The organism is Rhodopseudomonas sp. P1, assembly GCF_039642825.1.
Taxonomy (GTDB): domain Bacteria; phylum Pseudomonadota; class Alphaproteobacteria; order Rhizobiales; family Xanthobacteraceae; genus Rhodopseudomonas; species Rhodopseudomonas palustris_H.
Genome location: NZ_CP088006.1, coordinates 4042007 through 4066623, shown reverse-complemented (window position 1 = coordinate 4066623; position 24617 = coordinate 4042007). Strand labels below are relative to the sequence as shown.

The 24617-nt window shown below is 65.3% G+C and carries 24 protein-coding genes; 16 read left to right on the top strand and 8 right to left on the bottom strand.

The annotated features are described in order from the left end of the window. Window positions 1-10 precede the first annotated feature (10 nt). From LRC39_RS18820 to LRC39_RS18775, 10 genes are all read left to right on the top strand, one after another. Complete coding sequence (locus tag LRC39_RS18820) at window positions 11-313, top strand: urease subunit gamma (protein WP_011159202.1); 303 nt, start codon at window positions 11-13, stop codon at window positions 311-313. A gap of 5 nt (window positions 314-318) precedes the next feature. After that, window positions 319-795, top strand: coding sequence for a DMP19 family protein (locus tag LRC39_RS18815; RefSeq protein ID WP_263989219.1), 477 nt, complete (start codon window positions 319-321; stop codon window positions 793-795). Next, window positions 792-1106 (top strand): urease subunit beta, encoded by a 315-nt coding sequence (locus tag LRC39_RS18810; RefSeq protein ID WP_263989218.1) that lies wholly within the window; start codon window positions 792-794, stop codon window positions 1104-1106. Before LRC39_RS18815 ends, LRC39_RS18810 begins: the two co-directional genes overlap by 4 nt. 45 nt (window positions 1107-1151) lie before the next feature. Continuing rightward, a complete protein-coding gene (locus LRC39_RS18805) occupies window positions 1152-1433 on the top strand; it encodes an AbrB/MazE/SpoVT family DNA-binding domain-containing protein (RefSeq protein WP_263989217.1) in 282 nt (93 codons plus the stop codon). Continuing rightward, complete coding sequence (locus LRC39_RS18800; RefSeq protein WP_263989216.1) at window positions 1430-1828, top strand: PIN domain-containing protein; 399 nt, start codon at window positions 1430-1432, stop codon at window positions 1826-1828. The genes LRC39_RS18805 and LRC39_RS18800 overlap by 4 nt, the downstream gene beginning before the upstream one ends. Then, on the top strand, window positions 1825-2361 hold the full coding sequence (locus LRC39_RS18795; protein ID WP_346295267.1) for an HD domain-containing protein: 537 nt from the start codon (window positions 1825-1827) through the stop codon (window positions 2359-2361). The genes LRC39_RS18800 and LRC39_RS18795 overlap by 4 nt, the downstream gene beginning before the upstream one ends. Next, window positions 2358-4070: an urease subunit alpha gene (ureC, locus tag LRC39_RS18790; protein WP_346295266.1), complete on the top strand. Its 1713-nt coding sequence runs from the start codon at window positions 2358-2360 to the stop codon at window positions 4068-4070. The genes LRC39_RS18795 and ureC overlap by 4 nt, the downstream gene beginning before the upstream one ends. Before the next feature lie 273 nt (window positions 4071-4343). Continuing rightward, on the top strand, window positions 4344-4643 hold the full coding sequence (locus LRC39_RS18785) for a putative quinol monooxygenase (protein WP_142883169.1): 300 nt from the start codon (window positions 4344-4346) through the stop codon (window positions 4641-4643). An 8-nt stretch (window positions 4644-4651) separates the two neighbouring features. Continuing rightward, window positions 4652-5308 (top strand): urease accessory protein UreE, encoded by a 657-nt coding sequence (locus tag LRC39_RS18780; protein WP_346295265.1) that lies wholly within the window; start codon window positions 4652-4654, stop codon window positions 5306-5308. Beyond that, window positions 5298-6020: an urease accessory protein UreF gene (locus LRC39_RS18775; RefSeq protein ID WP_346295264.1), complete on the top strand. Its 723-nt coding sequence runs from the start codon at window positions 5298-5300 to the stop codon at window positions 6018-6020. The genes LRC39_RS18780 and LRC39_RS18775 overlap by 11 nt, the downstream gene beginning before the upstream one ends. Before the next feature lie 154 nt (window positions 6021-6174). Here the strand turns inward: LRC39_RS18775 and LRC39_RS18770 are convergent, their stop codons facing one another. Then, window positions 6175-7737 (bottom strand): AMP-binding protein, encoded by a 1563-nt coding sequence (locus LRC39_RS18770; protein WP_346295263.1) that lies wholly within the window; start codon window positions 7735-7737, stop codon window positions 6175-6177. A gap of 84 nt (window positions 7738-7821) precedes the next feature. Between LRC39_RS18770 and LRC39_RS18765 the strand changes: the two genes are divergently transcribed. Both LRC39_RS18765 and LRC39_RS18760 read left to right on the top strand, forming a co-directional pair. Continuing rightward, entirely contained in the window at window positions 7822-8811 is a 990-nt protein-coding gene (locus LRC39_RS18765; protein WP_346295262.1) for an NAD(P)H-dependent flavin oxidoreductase, read from the top strand. 79 nt (window positions 8812-8890) lie between these two features. Further along, window positions 8891-9943 carry an alcohol dehydrogenase gene (locus LRC39_RS18760; protein ID WP_346295261.1) on the top strand — a complete coding sequence of 351 codons (1053 nt, stop codon included), beginning with the start codon at window positions 8891-8893 and terminating at the stop codon, window positions 9941-9943. Between the two features lie 109 nt (window positions 9944-10052). Here the strand turns inward: LRC39_RS18760 and mobA are convergent, their stop codons facing one another. Beyond that, window positions 10053-10673: a molybdenum cofactor guanylyltransferase MobA gene (gene mobA, locus LRC39_RS18755; protein WP_346295260.1), complete on the bottom strand. Its 621-nt coding sequence runs from the start codon at window positions 10671-10673 to the stop codon at window positions 10053-10055. A gap of 126 nt (window positions 10674-10799) precedes the next feature. Between mobA and LRC39_RS18750 the strand changes: the two genes are divergently transcribed. Both LRC39_RS18750 and LRC39_RS18745 read left to right on the top strand, forming a co-directional pair. Beyond that, on the top strand, window positions 10800-11057 hold the full coding sequence (locus LRC39_RS18750; RefSeq protein WP_346295259.1) for a sulfurtransferase TusA family protein: 258 nt from the start codon (window positions 10800-10802) through the stop codon (window positions 11055-11057). Between the two features lie 63 nt (window positions 11058-11120). Beyond that, a complete protein-coding gene (locus tag LRC39_RS18745) occupies window positions 11121-11534 on the top strand; it encodes a DUF6496 domain-containing protein (RefSeq protein ID WP_346295258.1) in 414 nt (137 codons plus the stop codon). A gap of 61 nt (window positions 11535-11595) precedes the next feature. Here the strand turns inward: LRC39_RS18745 and LRC39_RS18740 are convergent, their stop codons facing one another. Both LRC39_RS18740 and LRC39_RS18735 read right to left on the bottom strand, forming a co-directional pair. Beyond that, entirely contained in the window at window positions 11596-12555 is a 960-nt protein-coding gene (locus tag LRC39_RS18740) for an IS110 family transposase (RefSeq protein WP_346295168.1), read from the bottom strand. A 340-nt stretch (window positions 12556-12895) separates the two neighbouring features. Beyond that, window positions 12896-13780, bottom strand: a complete 885-nt coding sequence (locus LRC39_RS18735) for a Ku protein (protein WP_346295257.1) — start codon at window positions 13778-13780, stop codon at window positions 12896-12898. Window positions 13781-13913: 133 nt separating this feature from the next. Here LRC39_RS18735 and ligD point away from each other — a divergent pair, with 133 nt between their 5' ends. Next, window positions 13914-16658, top strand: coding sequence for a DNA ligase D (gene ligD / locus LRC39_RS18730; RefSeq protein WP_346295256.1), 2745 nt, complete (start codon window positions 13914-13916; stop codon window positions 16656-16658). Window positions 16659-16763: 105 nt separating this feature from the next. Here the strand turns inward: ligD and LRC39_RS18725 are convergent, their stop codons facing one another. Beyond that, window positions 16764-16928, bottom strand: coding sequence for a DUF3309 family protein (locus tag LRC39_RS18725; protein ID WP_013501467.1), 165 nt, complete (start codon window positions 16926-16928; stop codon window positions 16764-16766). A gap of 178 nt (window positions 16929-17106) precedes the next feature. On the opposite strand from LRC39_RS18725, the gene LRC39_RS18720 reads away from it, so the two are divergent. Beyond that, complete coding sequence (locus LRC39_RS18720; protein WP_164571258.1) at window positions 17107-17415, top strand: polyhydroxyalkanoic acid system family protein; 309 nt, start codon at window positions 17107-17109, stop codon at window positions 17413-17415. 400 nt (window positions 17416-17815) lie between these two features. Here the strand turns inward: LRC39_RS18720 and treY are convergent, their stop codons facing one another. Genes treY through glgX form a run of 3 tightly spaced genes read right to left on the bottom strand, consistent with a single transcriptional unit; the run spans window position 17816 to window position 24453 of the window. Then, on the bottom strand, window positions 17816-20602 hold the full coding sequence (treY, locus tag LRC39_RS18715) for a malto-oligosyltrehalose synthase (RefSeq protein ID WP_346295255.1): 2787 nt from the start codon (window positions 20600-20602) through the stop codon (window positions 17816-17818). Continuing rightward, window positions 20603-22375: a malto-oligosyltrehalose trehalohydrolase gene (gene treZ / locus LRC39_RS18710; RefSeq protein WP_346295254.1), complete on the bottom strand. Its 1773-nt coding sequence runs from the start codon at window positions 22373-22375 to the stop codon at window positions 20603-20605. Beyond that, window positions 22372-24453 (bottom strand): glycogen debranching protein GlgX, encoded by a 2082-nt coding sequence (gene glgX / locus LRC39_RS18705; RefSeq protein WP_346295253.1) that lies wholly within the window; start codon window positions 24451-24453, stop codon window positions 22372-22374. Before glgX ends, treZ begins: the two co-directional genes overlap by 4 nt. Between the last annotated feature and the right edge of the window lie 164 nt (window positions 24454-24617).

Here is a 24617-nt window from a genome sequence, read left to right as displayed (position 1 = left end):
GAGTGCCTTCATGAACCTCTCCCCCCGCGAAAAGGACAAGCTGCTGGTCTCGATGGCAGCGATGGTCGCCCGCCGCCGGCTCGAGCGCGGCGTCAAGCTCAACCATCCCGAGGCCGTGGCGCTGATCACCGATTTCATCGTCGAGGGTGCGCGCGACGGCCGCAGCGTTGCCGAACTGATGCACGCCGGCGCCCAGGTGATCACGCGCGACCAGTGCATGGACGGCATCGCCGAAATGATTCACGACATCCAGGTCGAAGCCACATTCCCCGACGGCACCAAGCTCGTCACTGTGCACCAGCCGATCAGGTGATCACGATGCCGATCGATGCCTCCGTAGCCGGACATCGACTAGCCGAGCTACATGGCGCCTATCTTTTCGACTCCGGGCTCGAGCCGGATCTCGAAGGAGCGCAGCGCATCTTCGTCATGCTATGGCGCTTGCAGGCGGAACTCTTCAACGGAGGCGTCTGGCAGTTCTTTACCAATTCGGCCGGTGAGTACACGCCATATATCTGCGATGCGTTGCGTGAGGTCGGAGCTGTCGAATTGGCGGAGGTGATGGAGACGGCGATCGCTGCATCGAAGCCGGGTACTCCTTGGCATTCAGCTGCGATGCAGTCCGCCGCCTTGCACAAGGCGCCTCCTGGCGTGCGCGAGCAAGCTAATGCGTTCGATGACAAGCTTGCTCCTCATCTCGATGCGCTCTCGGTGAGGCTTTATGACTACGTTGACCGACATCGAGATCAGTTCGATGTCGAGGAGCAATTCTGGAAGCAGGAAAAGCCGCAATGATCCCCGGTGAACTGTTCATCGAAGACGGCGAGATCGAGCTCAATGCCGGGCGCGCCACGGTGACGCTGACGGTGGCCAACAGCGGCGACCGGCCGATCCAGGTCGGGTCGCACTATCATTTCTTCGAAACCAACCCGGCGCTGCAATTCGACCGCGACAAGGCCCGCGGCATGCGGCTCGACATCGCGGCAGGCACCGCTGTGCGCTTCGAGCCCGGCCAGAGCCGCGACGTTCAGCTCGTCGCGCTCGCCGGCAGTCGCACGATCTACGGCTTCCGCGGCGACGTGATGGGCAAGCTGGACAAGGCTTGATGCGACGGTCGGTAAGGACTACCTTCAATGTAAGGAGTTCGGGTGATGTCTTACAAAGCTTCGGCGACCGTCACTTCGAAGGGGCAGGTCACTTTGCCGGCCTCGATCCGCGAGCGGCTCGGCGTCACCGCCGGCGATCGCCTCGACTTTGATCTGTCGGCATCCGGCAAGCTGACCGTCACGGCGGTGAAGCGGCGCAGCATCTTCGAGAATTTCGACGAGGTGAAGCTGCCGCCGCGTCAGCGCCCGTACGCGCGCAAGGACCTCGACGACGCGATCACCGCGACGATCACTGAGAAGTTCCCTCGAAGGGGAAAGCAGCGATGATCGCAGTCGACACCAATGTCTTGCTGCGATTCTTCGAGGCGGACGACAACGTCGCCCAGACCGCGGCCGCGCGGGATGTGGTGCGGTCGCAAGGCAGTGTCTTCATCAACCCGGTGGTGCTGGTCGAGTTCGTCTGGGCGCTGCGTGCCTCGTTCGGGCTTGATCGTAAAGCAATCCATACCCGGCTGCAGCGCATCCTGGCGGCTCCGGAGTTCGTGTTGCCGTTCGCCGCGTCCATCGAGCGGGCGGTCGAGCAATACGGAAAGGGACTTGCCGATTTCGCCGACTGCATGATCGGCGAGCTCAACCTCGCTTTCGGCTGCGACGCGACCATGACGTTCGACAAGAAAGCGGCCAGAACGCCGTCGTTCCGGCCGCTGAGGGCGGGGGCATGACCGATCTCGTGCTGGTGTCTCGCGCTGCCGACTTCGCCGCGCGAAAACATGCCGGGACGCGGCGCAAGGGCGCCGACAAGGAGCCTTACGTCAATCACCTCGCCGAAGTTGCGCTGCTGCTGACGGTCGCGACGGACGGCGCCGATGCGCCGCTGGTGGCCGCCGGCTGGCTGCACGACACCATCGAGGATACCGGCGTCACCCGCGACGATCTCGCCGAGCTGTTTAGCGAAGAAGTCGCCGAGCTGGTCGTCGCCTGCACCGACGACAAGACGCTGCCGAAGGCCGAGCGCAAGCGGCTGCAGATCGAGCACGCGCCGCATCTGGCGCCGCGCGCCAAGATGATCAAGCTCGCGGACAAGATCAGCAATCTTCGCTCGCTGATCCTGTCGCCGCCGGACGATTGGGAACGCGACCGGCTGCTCGACTATCTCGATTGGGCCGAAAAGGTCGCTGCCGGCTGCCGCGGCGTCAACGATCACCTCGAACGTTTATTCGACGAAACCGCCGCGCGCGGGAGGGCCGTGTTGTGAGCACCAGGATTGCACGTTCCGTCTATGCCGACATGTTCGGCCCGACCACCGGCGACCGCGTCCGGCTCGCCGACACCGATCTGATCATCGAGGTCGAGAAGGATCTCACCACTTACGGCGAAGAGGTGAAGTTCGGCGGCGGCAAGGTGATCCGCGACGGGATGGGCCAGTCGCAGGTGACCAACAAGGGCGGCGCCGCCGACACGGTGATCACCAACGCGCTGATCGTCGACCATTGGGGCATCGTCAAAGCCGACGTTGCCATCACGGCCGGCGTGATCACCGCGATCGGCAAGGCCGGCAATCCGGACATTCAGCCCAATGTCGATATCATCATCGGTCCCGGCACCGATGTGATCGCCGGCGAAGGCAAGATCCTCACCGCCGGCGGCTTCGACAGCCACATCCATTTCATCTGCCCGCAGCAGATCGAACATGCGCTGATGAGCGGCGTCACCACGATGCTGGGCGGCGGCACCGGCCCGTCGCACGGCACCTTCGCGACGACCTGCACCCCGGGCCCGTGGCACATCGGCCGGATGATTCAGTCGTTCGATGCCTTTCCGGTCAATCTCGGCATCTCCGGCAAGGGCAACGCCGCGTTGCCCGGCTCGCTAAAGGAGATGATCGAAGGCGGGGCCTGCGCGCTCAAGCTGCACGAGGATTGGGGCACGACGCCGGCGGCGATCGACAACTGCCTCACCGTCGCGGACCAGTACGACATCCAGGTGATGATCCACACCGACACGCTCAACGAGTCGGGTTTCGTCGAAGACACCGTGAAGGCGTTCAAGGGCCGCACCATTCATGCCTTCCACACCGAAGGCGCCGGCGGCGGCCACGCGCCGGACATCATCAAGGTCGCGAGCCTCGACAACGTGCTGCCGTCGTCGACCAATCCGACGCGGCCGTTCACGAAGAACACCATCGACGAGCATCTCGACATGCTGATGGTGTGCCACCATCTCGATCCGTCGATCGCCGAGGATCTGGCGTTTGCCGAGAGCCGCATCCGGAAAGAGACGATCGCGGCGGAAGACATCCTGCACGACCTCGGCGCGCTGTCGATGATGTCGTCGGACTCTCAAGCCATGGGCCGGCTCGGCGAAGTGATCATCCGCACCTGGCAGACCGCCGACAAAATGAAGAAGCAGCGTGGCGCGCTGCCGCAGGATAGCGCGCGCAACGACAATTTTCGCGTCAAGCGCTACATCGCCAAGTACACCATCAACCCGGCAATCGCCCATGGCGTGTCGAAGCTGATCGGCTCGGTCGAAAAGGGCAAGATGGCCGACCTGGTGCTGTGGTCGCCGGCGTTCTTCGGCGTCAAGCCGGACTGCATCATCAAGGGCGGCAGCATCGTCGCGGCGCCGATGGGTGATCCCAACGCCTCGATCCCGACGCCGCAGCCGGTGCACTACCAGCCGATGTTCGGCGCCTTCGGCAAGGCGCTGACCGCGTCGTCGGTGGTGTTCACCTCGCAAGCGGCCGCCGCCGGCAATCTCGCTCGTGACCTCGGCATCGCCAAGAAGCTGGTCCCGATCAGCAACGTCCGCGGCGGCATCTCCAAGAAGAGCATGATCCACAACGACGCCACGCCGAAGCTCGAAGTCGATCCCGAGACCTACGAAGTCCGCGCCGACGGCGAACTCCTGACCTGTGCCCCGGCCGACGTGCTGCCGCTGGCACAGAGATACTTCATGTTCTGAGGGGCTTCCCGGTCATCGACACGAGCCTGTTACGCGCAACCTCTCCGCCGGTCATTCCGGGGCGCCGCGAAGCGGCGAACCCGGAATCTCGATCCGCACAAACTTCGGGATTCCGGGTCTGCGCGCGTTCGCGCGCATCCCGGAATGACCGTCCTGTGGTGGCGCATCAACGCGGTTGAGCCATCCCCTTTGCATCCCCGCCGCATCCGCCTAATGTCCCGCGCGCCGGCGCATGTCCGGCCTTGCAGACACAAACCGCCGGGAGGAATATTCGTGATCTATGTCGTCGCCACTTTGACCGTGAAGCCCGAAATGCGTGCCGAACTGATCGCCGCTGCCAAAGCCTGCATCGCCGAGACGCGCAAGGAGCCAGGCAACATCGCCTACGACCTGCACGAGAGCGTCACCGAACCTTCCAAGATGGTGTTCGTCGAGCAGTGGGAAAACGCCGAAGCGCTGGAGCCGCATCGCAAGGCCGAGCACATGAAGACGTTCGGTCGCGTCGCCGTCACCTGCTTCGCCGCGCCGCCCAAGATCGAGATCATCACGCCGGCGAACGTCGTGACCAGATAGGAGACACCATGATCCGCGCCACCGCCGTCCGCGGCCAGCATCGCTGGACCGACACCCCGGCCGACACCGTCGTGCTCGATTTCGACGATCGGCATCGCCGCCGCATGGCGATGACCGGGACGCGAGGACTGTCGTTCCTGCTCGATCTGGAGCAGGCGGTGGCGCTGCGCGGCGGCGACGCGCTGGTGCTGGAAGACGGGCGGCTGGTGGAAGTGGTCGCGGCTCCGGAGCCGCTGCTCGAGATCCGCGGTCATGATTCCTTGCACCTGGTGCGGCTCGCCTGGCATCTCGGCAACCGCCATCTGCCGACGCAACTGATGGCGAAAGCGCTGCGCATCCGCCGCGACCACGTCATCGCCGACATGGTCCGCGGCCTCGGCGGCAAGGTGGTGGAGATCGAAGCGCCGTTCGATCCGGAAGGCGGCGCCTACGCACCGGCGCACGACAGCGGCGAGGCGGCGCACGCGCACCACGATCATGGTCAGCACGATCACGCTCACCATGATCACCACCATGGTCACAGCCATCACGATCACGGCCATCATGGTCACGCGCATCACGACCACGATCATGCTGATGGCGGTTGCTGCGGTCACGATCACCATGGCCACGACCATCATGTCCATGATGAGCATTGCGGCCACTCGCACAAGCATGAGCACTGAGCCGGAGGCGTCGGCGCAGCCGCTGCCGGCGGAGCAGAGCGCTGCGCTGTTCCGGCTGATGACCTGGCTGTCGCCGGCGTTTCCGGTCGGGGCGTTCTCTTATTCCAGCGGCATCGAATGGGCGGTCGAGGCGGGCGACGTCACTGACGCTGCCAGTTTGCGCGATTGGCTCGACGCGATGCTGCAGCATGGCGCCGGATTCTGCGACGCGGTGCTGCTCAGCCACGCCTATCGCGCCACCGAGCGCAGCGACGATGCCGGCCTGTCCACCGTCGCCGAACTCGCCGCGGCGTTCGTCACCTCGGCGGAGCGCCAGCTCGAGACATTGTCGCAGGGCCGCGCCTTTATCGAGATCGCTCGCAAAGCCTGGGACAGCGACGGCCTCGGCCGTGCGGTGGCGGCATGCGGCGAGGCAATCGCCTATCCGGTCGCGGTCGGTCTCGTCAGCGCCTCGCATGGCGTGCCGCTGCCGGCGACGCTGCACGGCTTCCTGCATGCGGTGACGTCGAACTGGATCTCGGCCGGCGCGCGGCTGATCCCGCTCGGCCAGACCGACAGCCAGCGCGTGCTCGCAGCATTGGAGCCCGCGGTGATCGCCACAGGCACGCGCGCGCTGGCCGCTTCACTCGACGACCTCGGCAGCGCCACCTTCCGCGCCGACCTCGCCAGCCTGCGCCACGAGACGCAGTACACGCGGCTGTTTCGGTCGTAGTAACAAGCCGTCATTCCGGGGCGCGCAGCGGAGCTGCGCGAACCCGGAATCTCGAGGTTGTTTGCGTGTCAGATTCCGGGTTCGCGCTGCGCGCGCCCCGGAATGACGACGGTGGGTGATAAGAAATCGCCGCAGGACGACGAATAATCAAGAACTACCCCACCATCCGGTCGCGGCCGGCCCAGAAGCCGGCGCGCAGGACTTTCTTGTCGATCTTGCCGACGCCGGTCATCGGCAGTTCGGGGACGAACTTGACCTGTTTCGGCGCATGCGCCGAGCCCTTGCGGGTCTTGACCAGTTCGATCAGTTCACGCTCGTCGGGCTTGGTACCGGGCTTGGCGACCACCACCGCGGTGACGGCTTCGCCCCATTTGTCGTCGGGTACGCCGACCACCGCGACCATCGCGACGTCCTGATGGGTCGACAACACGTCCTCGACCTCGCGCGGGAAGATGTTGAAGCCGCCGGACACGATCATGTCCTTCTTGCGGTCGAGAATGTACATGTAGCCGCGGTCGTCCTGCTTGGCGATATCGCCGGTGTGCAGCCAGCCGCTCTTCAGCGTTTCGGCGGTCTGCTCCGGGCGCTTCCAATATTCCGCCATCACGTGCGGCGCGCGCACGCAGATCTCGCCGGCCTCGCCGAGTGGCACTTCCTGATCGTTCTCGTCGAGAATCCGGGCATCGCAGGCCGCGATCGGGAAGCCGCACGACAGGAATAGCTCCGGCTGCTTCGGATCGTGATCGGCTTTGCGCAGCACCGAGACCGGATAGCACTCGGTCTGGCCGTAGAGCTGCGAGAACACCGGGCCGATCCGCTCGATGCCTTCGACCAGCCGCGTCGGCGACATCGGCGAGGCGCCGTACAGCACCAGATCGAGCGACGATAGATCGGTCTTGGCGAGCGACGGATGATCGAGCAGCACATAGACCATCGTCGGCACGAACAGCGTGAAGTTGATCTTCTCGCGCTCGATCGTCTGCAGCACCGCTTCGGGATCGAACCCCTTCATCATGTGGATGGTGCCGCCGCGGATCAGCGACGGCAGCACCTTGGTGCCGGCGACGTGGCTGATCGGCGCGACGGTGAGATAGCGCGGATCGAACGGGATTTCGAAATCGGCCAGGATCGCATTGGCGAAACCGGCGTTCTCGCGATGGTGGCGCAGCGCACCCTTGGACTTGCCGGTGGTGCCGCCGGTGTAGTTCAGCACCGCGACGTCATCGAGCCGCGCAAAGTCGCGCGCCGTGGCGCTGCCGGCCTGATCCAGCGCGATCAGCAGATCAAGCCCGTAGTCGGCACGGCCGATGGTGAAGACGTGGCGCAGGCCGGTCGCCTGGGCGGCAAGCTCGCCGCCGCGCTCCAGGAAGGCCGCGGCGTCGACGATCAGCACCGCGGCTTCGGAGTCCTCGATCTGATCGAGCTGATCCTGGCGCGAGCCCAGCGGATGCAGCCAGGTGATAGCGAAGCGGCAGAGCTGCGCCGCGACGCCGGCGCACCAGGTCTCGGCACGATTGGCGGTGAGCAGCGCGACCCGCGTGCCGGGCTGCAGGTCGAGCCCCATGAACACCTTCTGGATGCTGCCGATCATGTCGGTGGCGCCGCGATAGCTCAAGCTGCCGCCGGGCCAGGCGAACGCGGTGCGCGACGGATAGCGCGCCAGCGCCCGCAACGTTTGCGTGCCTGCGGTCGGAAAAGCGTTGAGCTCGGCAGTCATGGCGTCGTGTCTCCCTTGTCTTTGTCATCGGCTGTTGGGCGTGCCAATGTTCGGCAACGACACTAGCACGGCAGACCACTGCCGATGCAAACAGAGCAGGAGGAAACTGCCGTGAAATCATCCGACCGTCTGGCGCGCTTCGGCGATCGTCTCAGTTTGCCGCTGATTGCAGCACCAATGTTTCTAGTGTCGGGCGTCGATCTGGTGGCTGCGGCGTGTAGTAGCGGCGTGATCGGTTCGTTTCCCACGGTGAATTGCCGTACGACGGAACAACTCGGTGACTGGCTCGGCGAGATCACCCGCCGAATCGCGGCGCACGAGCAGGCGAGCGGCCGGCGCGCCGCGCCGTGGTGCCCCAACCTGATCGTGCATCGCTCCAACGCGCGGCTCGGAGACGACCTGAAGCTGCTGCTGCAGCATCGGCCGGAGGTGGTGATCACCAGCGTCGGCTCGCCGCAACCGGTGATCGCACCGCTGCACGATGTCGGCGCGATGGTGCTGGCCGACGTTGCGAGCATTCGTCATGCCGAACGCGCGGCCGCCGCCGGCGTCGACGGCCTGGTGCTGCTCACCGCCGGCGCCGGCGGCCAGACCGGGTGGCTCAATCCGTTCGCCTTCGTGCGTGCGGTGCGGCAGTTCTTCGACGGCGTGATCGTGCTCGCCGGCGGCATCAGCGACGGCGTCGCGCTGCGCGCCGCGATGACGCTCGGCTGCGACCTCGGCTACATGGGCACCAAGTTCATCGCCACCGAGGAGAGCGTTGCCGATCCGCGCTACAAGGCGATGCTGGTGGAGGCGAGCGCCGACGACATCCTCCTCACCAAAGCGTTCACCGGGCTGCAGACCAACATGCTGCGGCCATCGATCGTCGCCGCCGGGCTCGATCCCGACGATCTGCCGGAGCGCGGCGGCATCGATATCGGCAAGGATATCGATGTCGGCGCACGGGAGGATCGGCCGAAGCGGTGGCGCGATATCTGGAGCGCAGGCCATTCGGCGTCGGGGATCGGCGGCATCGTGCCGATCGCCGAGCTGGTGGCGCAGACCACGGCCGAATTCCGCAGCGCGGCGTAAGCTGCGCCGGCCATCGACGACCGTGCGGCGCCGTGGCATGCTTCGGCGATAAACAAAAACACTCTCGGGAGACTACGCCATGAGGAGCTTTCGCGTCACCGACTTCGGCAAACCGCTGAGCGAAGACAACCGGCCGACGCCGGAATTGACCGGCACGCAAGTGCTGGTGCGCGTCAAGGCCGCTGGCATCTGCCACAGCGATCTGCACATCTGGGAAGGCGGCTACGAACTCGGTCACGGCCGCAAGCGGCTGTCGCTGCAGGATCGCGGCGTCGCGCTGCCGCTGACGATGGGGCACGAGACCGTCGGCGAAATCGTCGCCGCCGGTCCTGATGCCAAGGACGCCAAGATCGGCGAGGTCGCGCTGGTGTATCCGTGGATCGGCTGCGGCGAATGCGATGTTTGCAAAGCCGGCGACGAGAACATGTGCCTGAAGCCGCGGTTTCTCGGCGTGTATTGCGACGGCGGCTATTCGGATGAGCTGATCGTGCCGCATCCGCGCTATCTGCTCAGCCTCGATGGTCTCGATCCGGTCACCGCGGCGCCCTATGCATGCTCCGGCATCACCACCTACAGCGCGCTGAAGAAGCTCGACTTCTGCCTCGACAGCCCGATCGTGATCTTCGGCGCCGGCGGACTCGGATTGATGGCGCTGGAGCTGCTCAAAGCAATGGGCGGCAAGGGCGCCATCATGGTCGATATCGACGCGGCCAAGCGCGACGCGGCACAGAAGGCCGGCGCGCTCGGCACCGTCGATGCTGCGGCCCCCGAGGCGCTGGCGCAGATCGCCGCCATCGCCAAAGGCCCGGTGCGCGGTGCGCTCGATCTGGTCGGCAATCCGCAGACCGCGCAGCTCGGCTTCGATTGTCTTACCAAGGGCGGCAAGTTGGTGATCGTCGGTCTGTTCGGCGGCGGCGCACCATGGGCGCTGCCGTTCATCCCGATGCGTGCCATCACCATCCAGGGCAGCTACGTCGGCAATCTTGCGGAGACGCAGGAATTGCTCGACCTGGTCCGCGCCAAGAAAGTGTCGCCGATCCCGGTCACCAAGGTCGGGCTACCGCAAGCCTACGACGCGCTGCTCGATCTGCAGAAGGGCAAGCTGGTCGGCCGCGCGGTGCTGACGCCGTAGCGACACGCACCGCTTCCGTCATTGCAAGCGAAGCGAAGCAATCCAGCCCAGTGCTCGGTGCTGGATTGCTTCGTCGCTGCGCTCCTCGCAATGACGGGGAGATGTCCTGCTATTTGTCGCCCGCCGCGATGCGCTCGGCTTCCGCGACATCCTCCGGCGTATTGGCATTGAAGAACGGATCGAATGGCGTGACCGGCCACTCCACCACGGCACGCGGATAACGTGCGGTGAAGCGTTCGACCTTGCGGATGTCCTCGTCGACTAAGGCGGTTCGCAGCGCCTCGCGCAGCGCAACCGGCCACAGCGCGATCACCGGATGCAGATGGCCGCCGGATGCCGCCACGGCAATCTCGGCATTTTGAGCGAGTCGGGCCTGATCGAGCCGGGCCACCAGATCGCGCGGCAGAAACGGACAATCGCCCGGCACGGTCAACACGTGGTGCGCGTCCGGCTGCGCCGTCGCTGCCCATTCCATCGCTGCCGCCACGCCGGCGAGCGGGCCGGGGAAGTCGTGCACCGTATCGGCGATCACCGGCAGGGCGAAGCGGCCAAACCGGCTTGGGTCGCCATTGGCATTGAGCGCCAGCACGCCGCATTGCGGCTGCAGGCGCTCGATCACATGGGTCAGCAGCGGCCGGCCGGCGATCGACCGCAGCGGCTTGTCGCCGCCGCCCATCCGGCGGGCAAGGCCGCCGGCCAGGATGACGGCGGGTGGTCGAACATCAGCCATTGCGCACTCCGCGCCACGTCGTCACTCGGCAATGCCCGTGGTTAGCTCACCATGGCGCGGCTCGGCAATAAGAACGAGGCCGAAGGCAATTGACCGCGCGCCGCGGCTTCGTCATCGTCCGCCGCCATGGCCAAGACTGTTCTCGATCTCACCGGGCTGAAATGCCCGCTGCCGGTGCTCAAGACCCGCAAGGCGCTGCCGCGTTTGCAGCCCGGCGATGTGTTGGAAGTCCGCTGCACCGATCCGATGGCGCTGATCGATATTCCGGTGCTGATCGGCGAGACCGGCGATCGCATCATCACGAGTGAGCGCAGCGACGAGGTGATCGTGTTCGTCATCGAGAAGCTCGCCAGCGCACCGGCTGTGGACGGCGAGCGGAACTGATAGCTCCGCCAAGGAACCATCGCCGACCGGTATCATTGATCATCGTTCCATAGGGAGGAGATCATGGCCCGGAAATATTCCAAGAAGGCGTCCGCCAAGGTCGGCCGCGCGATGAAGAAGCGCAAGGCCGGCTCGCTGAAGAGCGGCGGCTCGGGTAAGAAGGTCAAGAGCCGCAAACAAGCGATCGCGATAGGTCTGTCCGAAGCCCGCGCCGAAGGGGCGAAGGTGCCAAAAAAGAAAACTGGCAAGAAGGCTGCAAAGGCGTCGAGCAAGAAGGCCACTAAGTCCGGTCGTAAGACGACGAAGAAGACGACCAAGAGGACGACCAAGTCCAGCAGCAAGCGGACCGGGGCGAAGAAGTCGTCGGGCCGCAAGTCGTCGAAGTCATCCAGCACGCGAAAAACATCCAGCGCGCGAAAATCGTCTAGCCGCAAATCGTCGTCGCGCACGTCTGGCAAGAAGAAGTCGTCGGACTGAACACGTACCACTCAAGCGCGAGTCATTCCGGGGCGCGCGAAGCGCGAACCCGGCGACTGTCTCATGTGTCAAGGGTCTTACCTTGATATGGCGTGTCGGCTTTGACGAGTGCGTTGGCTGTGACGAGCAGTTTTCGGGCGATTGCGATGAGCGCGACCTTTCCGGGTTTTCCTTGCAGGCGAAGGGCGTTGTAGTCGTCGCGGAGCTTGGGGTGGTGGCGGGCGGCGACCAGGGCGGCCATGTAGAGGGCGGCGCGAACGCAAGGACGTCCGCCGGCGATGGCGGCGCGAGGCGGCGCTGCGCCGGATTGGCTGACGTGGGGCGCGAGCCCTGCGAGGCTGGCGATGGCCTTGCGATCGCGCTGGCCGAGTTCGGGTAGGTCGGTGATGAGGAGCGTAGCCACCCGTTCGCCGATGCCGGGGATCGATTTGAGGATGTGAAGGACGCGGCGGAGTTCGGCGTCGTCGCCGATGCGCCTGGCGAGTTCGGCCTCGATGGCTTGGCACTGCGCCGACAACGCGGCGATCGCGGCCCGATGACTATCGAGCAGGAGCGTGCCGCGGACCTGCTTCATCCGGGTCTTCTCCATCGCGATCATCTCGGTGAGCTGGCGGCGTCGGAGCGACAACGCCTTCAGCTCGAGTTGGGTGTCGGTCGGCAGGGGGCGCAGGGTCTCGGGCATAGTGAGAGCGAAGCGCGCAATCAGTCGCGCGTCCAGCCTGTCGGTCTTGGCGCGACCGCCTTCGGCCTCGCGGAACGCCTTGATCCGGCGCGGATTGACGATGCCGACTTCGAAGCCGGCGACCGAAAGCGCTTTGACCAGCGGTTCGGCATAGGGACCGATCGCCTCCAGAACCACCCGCCTGACGCCGGAGCGTTCGAGGCGGGCGATGATCTCGGCGATGCCATCGGCCAGATTAGGCATCCGGAAGGTCTGGCCCGACGGAGCCAGCGCGACATCGAGGAAACGTTGGCCGGCATCGACGCCGGCCGCAACCGCAAGCGGCACTGCAATCGTCATGGGCATCGGTCCTGTATGCGGGCGATCACCGCAACGGCAATGCCCGTGCGACTGTTCGATCAAGCAACACCGACAGAGGCGCCCGCACCGGGTTACGGCGAGATGATCGGCCGGGAATCTACCGAGCGGCCTCCGTCGTGCTGACTATGCACCAGCACCTCGCAGATACAGGAATCTGGAGATTCAGGGCACTGACGGTTCGGCAGCGCAGCCGCAAACAACTTCGAGATTCCGGGTTCGCGAGCTGGCGCTCGCGCCCCGGAATGACGTGCGTGGGGAATAGCTTCAAGGCGTCCTAAGCTATCAGAGCAGCATGACGCGCCGCGCGATGTAAGCCAACTCACCCCGCCTTGCGCTGCCTTGCGTTGGAGCGGCGGGCTTTGGTGGTGGTACGGGAGGAGCGGGAGGCTTTGCGGCGGCCATGGGCTTTGCCGGTTTTGGTGCCGGATTTGCCGCCTTCGAGACTCTGCTTCAGCGCATCCATCAGGCTGACCACGTTGCTCTCTTTCTCCTCGGGTTCGGGGAGCTTGATCGACTTGCCGGAGGCCTTGCGCTTGACCAGCGCCTTCAGGGCGGTCTCGTATTCGTCCTTGAACTTCTTGGGATCGAAATGTGCCGCCTTGGTCTCGAGGATGTGGCCGGCGAGTTCGATCATGTCCTTGGAGATTTTTGGCGACTTGATGCCGTCGAAATACTCGTCCGCATCGCGCAGCTCGTAAGGGTAGCGCAGCGTGGTCGCCAGCAGGCCCTTGCCGAACGGCTCGATCGCCAGCACATGCTCGCGATTGGTGAGCACGATGCGGCCGAGCGCGACGCGGCCTTTGTCCTTCATTGCGTCGCGGATCACCGCGAAGGCGTCGACGCCGGCCTTGCCGTCCGGCACGATGTAGTACGGATGATTGAGGAAGCGTTGGTCGATTTCGTCGGCCGGCACGAAGCTGTCGATGTCGATGGTGTGGGTGCTCTCGATCTGAACCGCTTCGAGTTCGTCCTTTTCGATCTCGATGTACTTGCCCTTGCGCACCTCGTAGCCGCGGGCCTTCTGATCCTTCTCGACCACCTCGCCGGTGTCTTCGTCGATCATCTGCTGCTTCAGCCGATTGCCGGTTTCCGCATTGATCATGTGGAAGCGGGTCTTCTCGACGCTGGTCGTCGCCGGATATAGCGCCACCGGGCAGGTGACGAGGGACAGCTTCAGCGTGCCCTTCCAATAGGCGCGAGGCATGGGAATTCTCCGAGGGCTCGAGCAGTCGCGACCGGGCGGTCACGTCGATGCTATCATGGGTGGAACTTGAACGGGCATCCCGGGTTTTGGTTCCGACTAAGCCCAGCCTGTCGGCGGTGAGTAAGGAGCGACGGTGGCCAGCAACAAGCTCAGCATCTACCGCAAAAAGCGCGATTTCGAGCAGACCGCGGAGCCGCGCGGCGACACCAAGGTGGCGCCATCGAAGCAGCGTCGGTTCGTGATCCAGAAGCACGATGCCACGCGTCTGCACTACGACCTGCGCCTGGAATATGGCGGCGTCTTCAAGTCATGGGCGGTGACCAAGGGACCGTCGCTCGATCCGCACGACAAGCGCCTCGCTGTCGAGGTTGAGGATCATCCGCTGGACTACGGCGACTTCGAAGGCACGATCCCGAAGGGCCAGTATGGCGGCGGCACGGTGCAGCTCTGGGACCGCGGCTATTGGGAGTGCGACGATCCCGAGCGCGGCTTCAAGACCGGCGACCTGAAGTTCACCCTGCACGGCGAGAAGCTGCATGGCAGCTGGGTGCTGGTGCGGATGCGGCACGACCGCAATGGCGGCAAACGCACCAATTGGCTGCTGATCAAGCACCGCGACGATGACGCCCGCGAGGGCGACGCCAACACCGTGCTCGACGACGACCGCTCGGTCGCCTCGGGCCGCGCCATGGAGACGATCGCGGCGGGCAAGGGCAAGGCACCGAAGCCGTTCATGCTGCGCAAGGCGGCCGCGAAGGTGACGGCGGATGCGGTGTGGGATTCCAACATCGGGCTTGCCGCCGATCAGCGGGCGGAGACGGGCGCTGCGAAGAAGGCGACGAAAACCAAGCCGAAAACGCCGGTGAAAGCGAAGCCTGCGAAGTCCGCGAAACCCGCGGCGCGGAGTAAGTCAGCTGTTCGTGGTACGCGTGCGGCCATGCCGGATTTCGTGCCGCCGCAGCTCTGCACCTCGGTGGAACGGCCGCCCGGCGGCGAAGGCTGGGGCCACGAGATCAAATTCGACGGCTACCGGATGCAGCTCCGCATCGAGCAGGGACAAGCCAAGCTGCTGACACGCAAGGGCCTCGACTGGACTGGCAAATTCAGCGCGATCGCGGAAGAAGCGGCGGCGCTGCCGAACGCGATCATCGACACCGAGGTGGTGGCGCTGGATTCGCACGGCCAACCGGATTTCGCCGCGCTGCAGGCAGCGCTGTCGGACGGCGACACCGACAACCTGATCTGCTTTGGATTCGATCTGCTGTATGCGGAGGGCGAGGATCTGCGCCGGCTGCCGCTGTCGGAGCGCAAGGAGCGGCTCGCCGCTTTGCTGAGGGCCGCACGTGGCCGTCGCAAGGAAGGCCTGATCCGCTACGTCGAGCATTTTGAAACCGGCGGCGACGCCATTCTGCAGTCGGCCTGCAAGCTGTCGCTCGAAGGCATCGTGTCGAAGAAGCTCGATGCGCCGTATCGCTCCGGCCGCAGCGGTGCCTGGACCAAGGCGAAGTGCCGCGCCGGCCACGAGGTGGTGATCGGCGGCTGGAAGACCACGAACGGCAAATTCCGTTCACTGCTGGTCGGCGTTCACCGCGGCGATGACCTCGCTTATGTGGGCATCGTCGGCACCGGGTTCGGCCAGGATGTGGTCAAGCGCATCCTGCCCGAGCTGAAGGCGCATGAAACGGGTAGCAATCCGTTCAGCGGCGCCAATGCGCCGAAGAAGACGCGCGACGTCCACTGGGTGACTCCGGAGCTGGTCGCCGAGATCGAATTTGCCGGCTTCACCGGCGGCGGCATGGTGCGTCAGGCGGCCTTCAAGGGGCTGCGCGCCGACAAGCCGGCCGCGGAGGTCGAAGCCGAGGAGCCGCAGCAGGTCGAGCTTGCCGAGCCAAAGCCGAAGCGCCGGGCCGCCAAGACGGCGAAGCCGCGAAAGGCTGCGGGCAAGCGCGCCGCGCCCCGCCGCGCCGACGCTGCCCGGTCCGAGGTGATGGGCGTGGTGATCTCCAAGCCCGAGAAGGAGCTGTGGCCTGCGAGCGAGATCAGCGGCGCCGTCACCAAGCGCGATCTGGCCGATTACTTCGCCGAAGTGGGCGACTGGCTGATCCCGCACATCAAGGGGCGGCCGTGTTCGATCGTGCGCGCGCCTGACGGCATCGGCGGCGAGCTGTTCTTTCAGCGGCACGCCATGCCGGGAATGTCGAACCTGATCGAACTGGCGAAGGTCTCCGGCGATCGCAAGCCCTATGTGCAGATCGACCGCCTCGAAGGCCTGATCGCCGTGGCGCAGATCGGCGGCGTCGAGTTGCATCCATGGAACTGCGCGCCGAACCGCTACGACGTGCCGGGGCGGTTGGTGTTCGATCTCGATCCGGCGCCCGAGGTCGGGTTCGACGAGGTGATCGTGGCCGCCAAGGAAATGAAGCAGCGTCTCGAAGCGCTAGGGCTCGCGACGTTTTGCAAGACCACCGGCGGCAAGGGCTTGCACGTCGTGGTGCCGCTGAAGCCCGACGACAATGTCGACTGGAAGGCGGCCAAGACGTTTGCCCAGACGGTGTGTGCGCAGATGGCCGAGGACAGTCCCGAGCAGTATCTGCTCAACATGTCGAAGCAGAAGCGCACGGGAAAGATCTTCCTCGATTACTTGCGCAACGACCGGATGTCGACGGCGGTCGCGGTACTGTCGCCGCGAGCCCGCACCGGCGCCACCGTGTCGATGCCGGTGACGTGGTCGCAGGTGAAGGCCGGTCTCGACCCCAAGCGCTACACCATCGAGACGGTGCCCGCGTTGATGAAGCGGTCCAAGGCGTGGGCCGACTACGACGAGGCGGCAGCCCCGCTGAGGCCGGCGATCAAGGCGTTGACGACGGGCGCATCATGAGCCCGCGTGACGCTGTTCCGCGTCGTTGATCTGTACCGCATACGTGGATGCCCGGGACGAGCCCGGGCATGACAGCGTCGATCGGCAGATCGAAGATAGGGTACGTCAGATCTTGCCGAGCAGCAGCAGGATCAGCAGGATCACGATCACCAGACCGAGGCCGCCGCCGCCGTAATATCCGGTGCCGTAGAACGGTCCGCCGCCGACGCCGGTGAAGCCGCCCAGCAAGGCGATGATCAGAATGATGAGGATGATTGTGCCGATGGACATTTCCGCTCTCCTTATCGCGGCGGGTCGCCCGAGTGCTCCGCCTGCTGGGAGTGAGAACACGGCGTAACAACGAAGGTTCCGAAGCGGAAACTTGAGATATGGCGCGCCGCCCTGTTGTTTTCGCAATGCTCACTTAGATAGGGGAGTAATCAACCCACGCAGTGACGAGGACGCCCCAATGTCAGCTCCGCTTGTCGTATCGATCCCTCATCGCCTCGGCCGCGACGAAGCGCGCCGCCGGCTGCAGACCGGCCTCAGCCGCGCAGCGATCAACGTGCCGATCCTGAAGGTGGATGAGGAGACCTGGCGCGGCGACCAGATGCTGTTCCGCGTCCGCGCGCTGGGCCAGGTCGCGGCCGGCCATGTCGACGTCGCCGAAGATCACGTCCGGCTCGAAGTGCGTCTGCCGTGGCTTTTGCAGAAATTCGCCGATGCGGCGCGCGTCGTGATCCAGAAGCGCGGACACCTGATGCTCGAGAAGAAGTAACAAGTTGCGTGCGTCGCACCAAATTATGGCGCTGCAGCAATGAGTTATCGGTAGATTGCATTAAGTTGTAAGTAACCGAATCTTGGAATCCTGGTGGTGCGGGTGAGGGAACCGATTTCCTGATCGGCACAAACCCCGTCAGGCCGTCCGGCTCCAGCTCCCGGGCGGCCTCGGTGTTTGTGGGACGCGTAATAATCGTCCAAAGCAGTCGATCGCCCAGGCATTGTACCACTTCGCCCCAAGTCATTCCGGGGCGCGCGCAGCGCGAACCCGGAATCTCGCAGCGAGCACGGCTTTGCGAGCGTCGGTGCACGCGGCAGATTCCGGGTTCGCTCGCTACGCGAGCGCCCCGGAATGACGAGGCAACTGCATTGACAGCTCTGCAGACCCTGCGGCCTGCTCAGCCGCGACGGATGCGCTTCGTGCCTGTCAGGCGGGCGCGGTGCACGGCGACGGGGAGGTGGCGGAACATGTCGCGGAGCTGCAACTCGCCCGACGCGTTTTCACCATCGCCGATTTCGACCGCGTAGCCTTTGGTATCGATCGCGCCGTCATACGCATCGGCGGTCGGCCATTGCCGTCCATCATCGGACAACGCAGCAAGGCCTTTTGCCACGACGACGATCACCGCTTCGCTGCCGCGGGTGCGGGCGAACGCGACGATGCGGTCGCGGTGGGCGCCTTTCACGGCGAGCGGCCGGTAGTCGCCGTCGGCGAACAGCTCGGCGTGGTCGCGCCGGAGCCGCAGCAGCTGATGCGTCCAGGCCAGCTTGACGCGGCCGTCGCTCCAATTCGCGGTCAGGGTTTCCCAGTCGGGCTGGTCGTGCAATGACTTCAGCGCCGCAGAACGCGCGTCGAAATCCACCGGACGGCGGTTGTCGGGATCGACCAGCGAGAAATCCCAGAACTCGGTGCCCTGATAGAAATCCGGCACGCCGGGCATCATCGCCTTCAGCGTCACCTGACCGAGCCCGTTGAGTGCGCCGAGCAGCGACAGCCGGCGGTGCAGGGTTTCGACCGACTCCAGGAACGCACCCGACAGTGCCGGATCGAGGATGCGGTCGATGAAGGTGCGGACGCCTTCTTCGTAAGCGAGGTTCGGATTGAGCCAGTTGGTTTCCTGCTTGCCCTCGCGAGCAGCCTTCAGCGCGAAGCCCTGGAAGCGGTCGGCGAAATCCGGATCGGGCGTCAGCGGCCAGGCGCCGAGCAGCGCCTGATACAGCATGTATTCGAACGCGGGTGAGGGCGCGCGCATCTCGCCGTCGACGACGAGGTGCGGCGCGTTGAGCAGCTTCCATTTGCCGACGGCGCTCGCCCACTCGCCGGGGATTTCGGCGAGGGATAGCAGCCGCGCACGGGCGTCCTCTCCGCGCTTGGCGTCGTGCGTCATCGTCGCCGTCATGCCGTGCGGCCAATCCCGGGCGCGGCTCTGCATAGCGGCGTGGAATGCGGCGGTCGGCATCTCCGGCGCAGCCGGATCGCCGCCGACCTCGTTCAGCGCCAGCAGCCGGTGATAGCGATAGAACGCGGTGTCCTCGAGCGACTTCGCCATTGTCGGCCCGGTGAACTGCTGCACTTTGAGGGCGAAGCGGCGCACCCGCGGCTTGGAGTGTGGCGCGCGGCCCGGCTTCACCAGGTCCATCGTCAGCACGTCCTTGAGGAATTCGAAGATGCCGTCGTCGGCGCCGAACCAGTCTGCCCGCGCCTTGGCGATGGTGTCTTCGATCAGCCGGCGGTCGAGCTGGGTCGGGCTGTTGCCGGTCAGATAGGTGCGATACACCGGGAAGTGCAGCACGTAGAGCTCGAACGCTTGCCGCAGATTGTCGGCGGAAAAATCGCGGGTCGAGTAGTGACCCGATGCGATCCGCGCCAGCAGCCGGGTGAGCACGGTGAATTCGCTCAGCAGCAGCGTCTCCAGCACGCGGCGCTTGGCGGCCTTGAGCACCGGATCGAACGCCGGCGACAGATTGCTGGCCTGTCGCCAGGTCTCGTCGAGCGGCTTCAGGCCATTGCCGTCGAGCAGCACGCGGGTGATGACGTTGAGCCATTCATAGCCGGTGGTGCCGTGGACGCCGGCAAACTGATGCAGCGCCTCGCCCTCGCCGAGGATCTTCTCGATCACCGTGTAAAGCGGCGGGGCATCTGCGCCTTGCGCCTCGCGGGCCAGCCGGCGGAGCCGCTGGAAGTATTGCGCCGGGTCGCGCAGGCCGTCGATGTGATCGAGCCGCAGGCCCTGCAGTTGGCCGTCGGCCAGCAGCTTCTTCACCCGGCTGTGGATCGCCTCGAAGGTGCCGGCGTCTTCGACCCGCAAGCCGGCGAGGGTGTTGACATCGAAGAACCGGCGGTAGTTGATCTCGCTCGACGCCAGCTGCCAATGACCGAGCTTGTAGTGCTGGCGCTCCAAAAGGTTGTGCAACGTCTGGATCTGCTGGGTGCGGCCTTCGCCTGCGCGGTAGGCATCGAGCCCGCGCGCGATCACGTCGGCGGCGCCGGAAATCGTCTGCAGCGCCGCCTTGAATTCGGGGGCTTCCTTGCGCGTCGGACGGCGCAATCCGGTGTAGCGCGCCGCAAGCTCCAGGATCGCGCGGCCGGCGTCGGTCTCGGCGGCGTCCGCCTCGCGCACGACGGTGCGCAGGATCTCGCTATAGCGTTGCGGCGCGATCGGCAGCCGGTGTTCGTAGTACCAGGCCGAGAAGCTGCCGTCGGCAGGGTCATAACGCAGCTCGATCTCGCCGCCTTCCAGCGCTTTGCCGTAGGACGAGCCGATGATCGGCAGCAGCACGCCGCCGCGGGCGCGGAACGGCAGCATCTCCCAATCGATGTCGAACGACGCCGCATGCGGCGAGGCCGGGCCCCATTCCAGCACGTCGAGCCACCACGGGTTGTCGGCATAGTGCACGCCGACATGGTTGGGGACGAAGTCGAGGATCAAGCCAATGTCGTGCTGCTTCAGCGCGGCGCTGAGCCGGGCGAAGCCTTCTTCGCCACCGAGCTCGGGATTGAGCTGGGTGTGATCGACGATGTCATAGCCGTGGGTCGATCCCTTGCGCGCCTTCATGAACGGCGAGGCGTAGAGATGCGAAATCCCGAGACGCTTCAGATAGGGGACGATTGCGGCGGCGTGGTCGAAACCGAAATCGGCGGTGAGTTGCAGACGGTATGTGGCAGTCGGAATGACAGGAGGCATTTAGGATTGCTCGAGGCGCCAGGTCACCGCCCACGGCGGAATGATCCGGTTCCAATCGTCGCCCCACAGAATCGTTCCAACGCCTGGGCCAGCGGCGCCGGCCTCCCGCTCGCTGTCCGTCAGATTTGCCGCGAGCCGCAACGTCGACCCATCGCCGAGCCGCCACGTTGAGGTCAGCATCCCATCATCGGCAACCGCCGCAGTGCCGAACCGCGCACCGGCGAGCCGCGGCACGATCATGTTGCGGCGAATCTGCAGCAGCCGCGACACCAGGGCCAGCCGCTGCGCACCGCCGCCGCCGTCGCGCTCGCGCCAATCGAGCACGGCGCTGTTGAACGTCTCCTCGCTCAGCGGATCGGGGACGTCGTCGCCGTACTTCTCGTAGGCGCCGGCGAATTCCTTGCGGCGCCCGGCACGGACCGCTTCGGCGAGTTCGCCGTGGAAGTCACAGAAGAACGGGAACGGCGCCTGCGATCCCCATTCCTCGCCCATGAACAGCATCGGCACCATCGGCGCCAGCAGCGTAATCGCCAGCGCTGCTTCGATCGCCGCGGGCTTGGCGAGGCTCTCCAGCCGGTCGCCGAGCGCGCGATTGCCGATCTGGTCGTGGTTCTGCAGGAAGTTGACGAAGGCCAGCGGCGGCAGTTCGCCGCTCGGCTCGCCGCGCGGGGTGCCGCCGCGATGCGCCGAGGGCTCGCCCTGATACGCAAAGCCCGAGCCGAGCGCGCGGCTCAGATGCCCGAGCGGTGCATCGGCATAATCGGAGTAGTAGCCCTGGCGCTCTCCGCTCAGCGCGACGTGCCAGGCGTGGTGATAATCGTCGTTCCACTGCGCCCGATACTGCCCCCGCGGTGGATCGGTGACGGGATCGAGCACCGCGGCGATATTGTCGTCGTTTTCCAGCACCAGATGAATGTGCCGGCCGGTCTCCGCCGCGAGCTTACCAGCCTCGCGGGACAATTCGTGCAGCATCGGGATCTCGCCCTGATCCGGGATGGCATGCACGGCGTCGAGCCGCAGCCCGTCGAACCGATAGTCGCGCAGCCAGTGCAGTGCGTTCTCGATCGCGAACGCGCGGACTTCGGGAGCGTAGTAGTTGATCGCGTTGCCCCAGGGCGTGTGAGAGTCCGAGAAGAACCCCGGAGCATAGCCGCCGAGGTAATTCCCCTCTGGTCCGAAGTGATTGTAGACCACGTCGAGACACACCATCAGGCCGCGCAGATGTGCTTCGTCGATCAGCGCTTTCAGATCCTCGGGGCGTCCGTAGGCGCTGTCGGGCGCGTACCACAGCACGCCGTCATAGCCCCAATTGCGCCGGCCCGGGAAATCCGCCAGCGGCATCAATTCCAGCGCGGTGATTCCGGTCGCGACCAGATGATCGAGCTTGTCGACCATGGCGCGGAAGCTGCCCTCCGGCGTGAAGGTGCCGACGTGGGTCTCCAGCAGCACGGTCTCGGCCCACGGTCTGCCGCGCCAATCGGCGGCGCGCCAGGCGTAGGCGCCGTGGTCGATCACTTCGCTGGGCCCGGCAATATCCTCGGGCTGAAACAGCGAGCCGGGATCAGGGACCTCGAGATCGCCGTCGAGCCGGAAGCGATAGCGCGCGCCCGCGCCGATTCCGGCAATCTCGGTTTTGTGCCAGCCCTTGTCGTCGCGCTGCATCGGATGCGGCGCGCCGTCCAGCATCACTTCCACTTTTTTCGCGTTGGGCGCCCACAGCCGGAATTCGGCGCCGTTCGCAGTGAGACGCGGACCGAAGCTGCGTCCGGTCATGCGATCGTCCCGGCGAAAGCCAGCACCGAGCGGGGCGGCGCCGCACTCGCACTGCCGCACTTCAGCGGCGCGACCTGCACGGTGTCCTTGGTGGTGTCGAACAGCTGGTGCCAGACCGGATAGTCGCTGGTCTTCGGCAGGTGGAAATCGATCGCCTCGACCCCGGAATTCAGCACGATGAAAATCGCATCGCCGCCGGGCTCGCTCGGGCTCAGCATGTAGGCGAGGAAGCGGCCGTCGGGAAACGCCCAGTCCTGCTCGGTCATCTCGGCGGCCGATGGCGTCAGCCACAACACGCCGTAGGAGCCGTCGGCACGACGACCGTCGAGCCAGCGCCGCGAGCGCAGCTGCGGGAAGCGGCGGCGGATGTCGGTCATCAGGCCGACGAACTCCACCATGTCGTCTTCGGTGTTGGCGCCGTCCCAGCCGACCCAGCCGATTTCGTTGTCCTGGCAATAGGCGTTGTTGTTGCCGGACTGCGAATTGCCGACCTCGTCGCCGGCGAGCAGCAGCGGCACGCCCTGGGCCAGGAACAGACAGGCGAGCTGGTTCTTGCGGAGCTGGCGGCGCATGCCGAGAATCTTCGGATCGTCAGTCGGACCTTCGACGCCGCAGTTGATGCTGTGGTTGTCGTTGGAGCCGTCGCGATTGTCCTCGCCGTTGGCGATGTTGTGCTTGTGCTCGTAGCTGAACAGGTCGGCGAGCGTGAAGCCGTCGTGCACCGTGACGTGGTTGATGCTGGCCCGCGGCATCCGGCCATCGCGGTTGAACATGTCCGACGAGCCGGTCATCCGCCGCGAGACTTCGCCGATCAGACTGCCTTCGCCGCTCCAGTAGCGCCGCATCACGCTGCGATAGCGGTCGTTCCACTCCGACCATTGCGACGGAAAAGCGCCGACCTGATAGCCGCCCATGCCGAGATCCCACGGCTCGGCGACCAGCTTCACGCCTGCGAGGATCGGATCCTGGCGGATCGCGGTGAAGAAGCCGGAGTTGCGATCGAAGCCGTTCGGGCCGCGCGCCAGCGTGGTGGCAAGATCGAAGCGGAAGCCGTCGACGTGGCAGACTTCAACCCAGTAGCGCAGGCTGTCCATCACCATCTGCAGCACCCGCGGATGGGTCAGGTTCATCGAATTGCCGCAGCCGGTGAAGTCGTCGTAGTAGCGCGGATTGTCCGGCTTCAGCCAGTAGTATGAGGCGTTGTCGATGCCGCGAAACGACAGCGTCGGGCCGAGATGATTGCCCTCGGCGGTGTGGTTGTAGACGACGTCGAGCAGCACCTCGATCCCGGCATCGTGCAGCCGCGCCACGGTGGTGCGGAACGAGTCCAGCGGATTGTCCTTGTCCGGCGCGTAGCGGACCTCGGGCGCGAAGAACGAGATCGTGTTGTAGCCCCAGTAATTCACCAGCTTCTTCTCGACCAGGATGCGGTCATCGACAAAGCCGTGAACTGGCAAAAGTTCAATTGTGGTGACGCCAAGCCGTTTGAAATGCGCGATCATCGACGGGCAGGCGAGGCCGCCGAATGTGCCGCGCAGCCCGGGCGGCACATCTTCGCGCTGCTGGGTGAGGCCTTTGACGTGAGCCTCGTACACGATGGTGTCTTCCCAGCGTACGCCGGGCCGGGTCTCGCGCCGGCCGCTGCCGACGGTCTCGTCGACCACCACCGCCTTCGGCATGCCGCGGGCGTTGTCGCGGCGGTCGAACGACAGGTCCTCGCGGGGCGAACCGGTGCGATAGGCGAAGTGCGCCTCGCTCCACACCAGCCGGCCATTCAGCCGCTTGGCGTAAGGGTCGAGCAGCAGCTTATGGGCATTGAAGCGGTGGCCGCGATCGGGATCGTAGGGACCATGCACCCGATAGCCGTAGAGCTGGCCGGGCGAGACGTCGTTGAGGTAGCCGTGCCAGACGTCCTCGGTGCGTTCCGGCAGTTCGATCCGTTCCAGCTCGCGGCGGCCCTGGGCATCGAACAGGCAGAGCTCGACCTTGTGGGCGTTGGCGGAGAACAGCGCGAAGTTCGTGCCGCGCCCGTCCCAGGTCGCTCCGAGACGGGAGTCGGTTCCGGCGGTGAGGCGCATAGCGAGTGTCCCGATCACGAAGTTCGCATAGCCTGCGACTGTCTTTGTTAGCGAACTTCGAAATCGAAGAACACTAGTAAATCTGCCATTCTGACGTGGCTTTGTGCAAAACGATGCCCGATCGCGCGGGCATCGCCAAACCGTCACACTCGCGCGTGCGGGAT

Bases quoted from the DNA above. Each gene is read 5' to 3' on its own strand.
- LRC39_RS18735 (WP_346295257.1), bottom strand. From the start codon at position 13,780: ATGCCTCGCGCCTATTGGAAGGGCACGCTGAAGCTGTCCCTCGTCACC.
- treZ (WP_346295254.1), bottom strand. From the start codon at position 22,375: ATGACCGGACGCAGCTTCGGTCCGCGTCTCACTGCGAACGGCGCCGAA.
- LRC39_RS18795 (WP_346295267.1), top strand. From the start codon at position 1,825: ATGACCGATCTCGTGCTGGTGTCTCGCGCTGCCGACTTCGCCGCGCGA.
- LRC39_RS18725 (WP_013501467.1), bottom strand. From the start codon at position 16,928: ATGTCCATCGGCACAATCATCCTCATCATTCTGATCATCGCCTTGCTG.
- LRC39_RS18740 (WP_346295168.1), bottom strand. From the start codon at position 12,555: ATGACGATTGCAGTGCCGCTTGCGGTTGCGGCCGGCGTCGATGCCGGC.
- LRC39_RS18745 (WP_346295258.1), top strand. From the start codon at position 11,121: ATGGCCCGGAAATATTCCAAGAAGGCGTCCGCCAAGGTCGGCCGCGCG.
- LRC39_RS18800 (WP_263989216.1), top strand. From the start codon at position 1,430: ATGATCGCAGTCGACACCAATGTCTTGCTGCGATTCTTCGAGGCGGAC.
- LRC39_RS18775 (WP_346295264.1), top strand. From the start codon at position 5,298: ATGAGCACTGAGCCGGAGGCGTCGGCGCAGCCGCTGCCGGCGGAGCAG.
- LRC39_RS18750 (WP_346295259.1), top strand. From the start codon at position 10,800: ATGGCCAAGACTGTTCTCGATCTCACCGGGCTGAAATGCCCGCTGCCG.
- LRC39_RS18810 (WP_263989218.1), top strand. From the start codon at position 792: ATGATCCCCGGTGAACTGTTCATCGAAGACGGCGAGATCGAGCTCAAT.
- LRC39_RS18770 (WP_346295263.1), bottom strand. From the start codon at position 7,737: ATGACTGCCGAGCTCAACGCTTTTCCGACCGCAGGCACGCAAACGTTG.
- LRC39_RS18820 (WP_011159202.1), top strand. From the start codon at position 11: ATGAACCTCTCCCCCCGCGAAAAGGACAAGCTGCTGGTCTCGATGGCA.
- LRC39_RS18760 (WP_346295261.1), top strand. From the start codon at position 8,891: ATGAGGAGCTTTCGCGTCACCGACTTCGGCAAACCGCTGAGCGAAGAC.
- LRC39_RS18720 (WP_164571258.1), top strand. From the start codon at position 17,107: ATGTCAGCTCCGCTTGTCGTATCGATCCCTCATCGCCTCGGCCGCGAC.
- LRC39_RS18780 (WP_346295265.1), top strand. From the start codon at position 4,652: ATGATCCGCGCCACCGCCGTCCGCGGCCAGCATCGCTGGACCGACACC.
- glgX (WP_346295253.1), bottom strand. From the start codon at position 24,453: ATGCGCCTCACCGCCGGAACCGACTCCCGTCTCGGAGCGACCTGGGAC.
- LRC39_RS18815 (WP_263989219.1), top strand. From the start codon at position 319: ATGCCGATCGATGCCTCCGTAGCCGGACATCGACTAGCCGAGCTACAT.
- LRC39_RS18765 (WP_346295262.1), top strand. From the start codon at position 7,822: ATGCAAACAGAGCAGGAGGAAACTGCCGTGAAATCATCCGACCGTCTG.
- treY (WP_346295255.1), bottom strand. From the start codon at position 20,602: ATGCCTCCTGTCATTCCGACTGCCACATACCGTCTGCAACTCACCGCC.
- mobA (WP_346295260.1), bottom strand. From the start codon at position 10,673: ATGGCTGATGTTCGACCACCCGCCGTCATCCTGGCCGGCGGCCTTGCC.
- LRC39_RS18805 (WP_263989217.1), top strand. From the start codon at position 1,152: ATGTCTTACAAAGCTTCGGCGACCGTCACTTCGAAGGGGCAGGTCACT.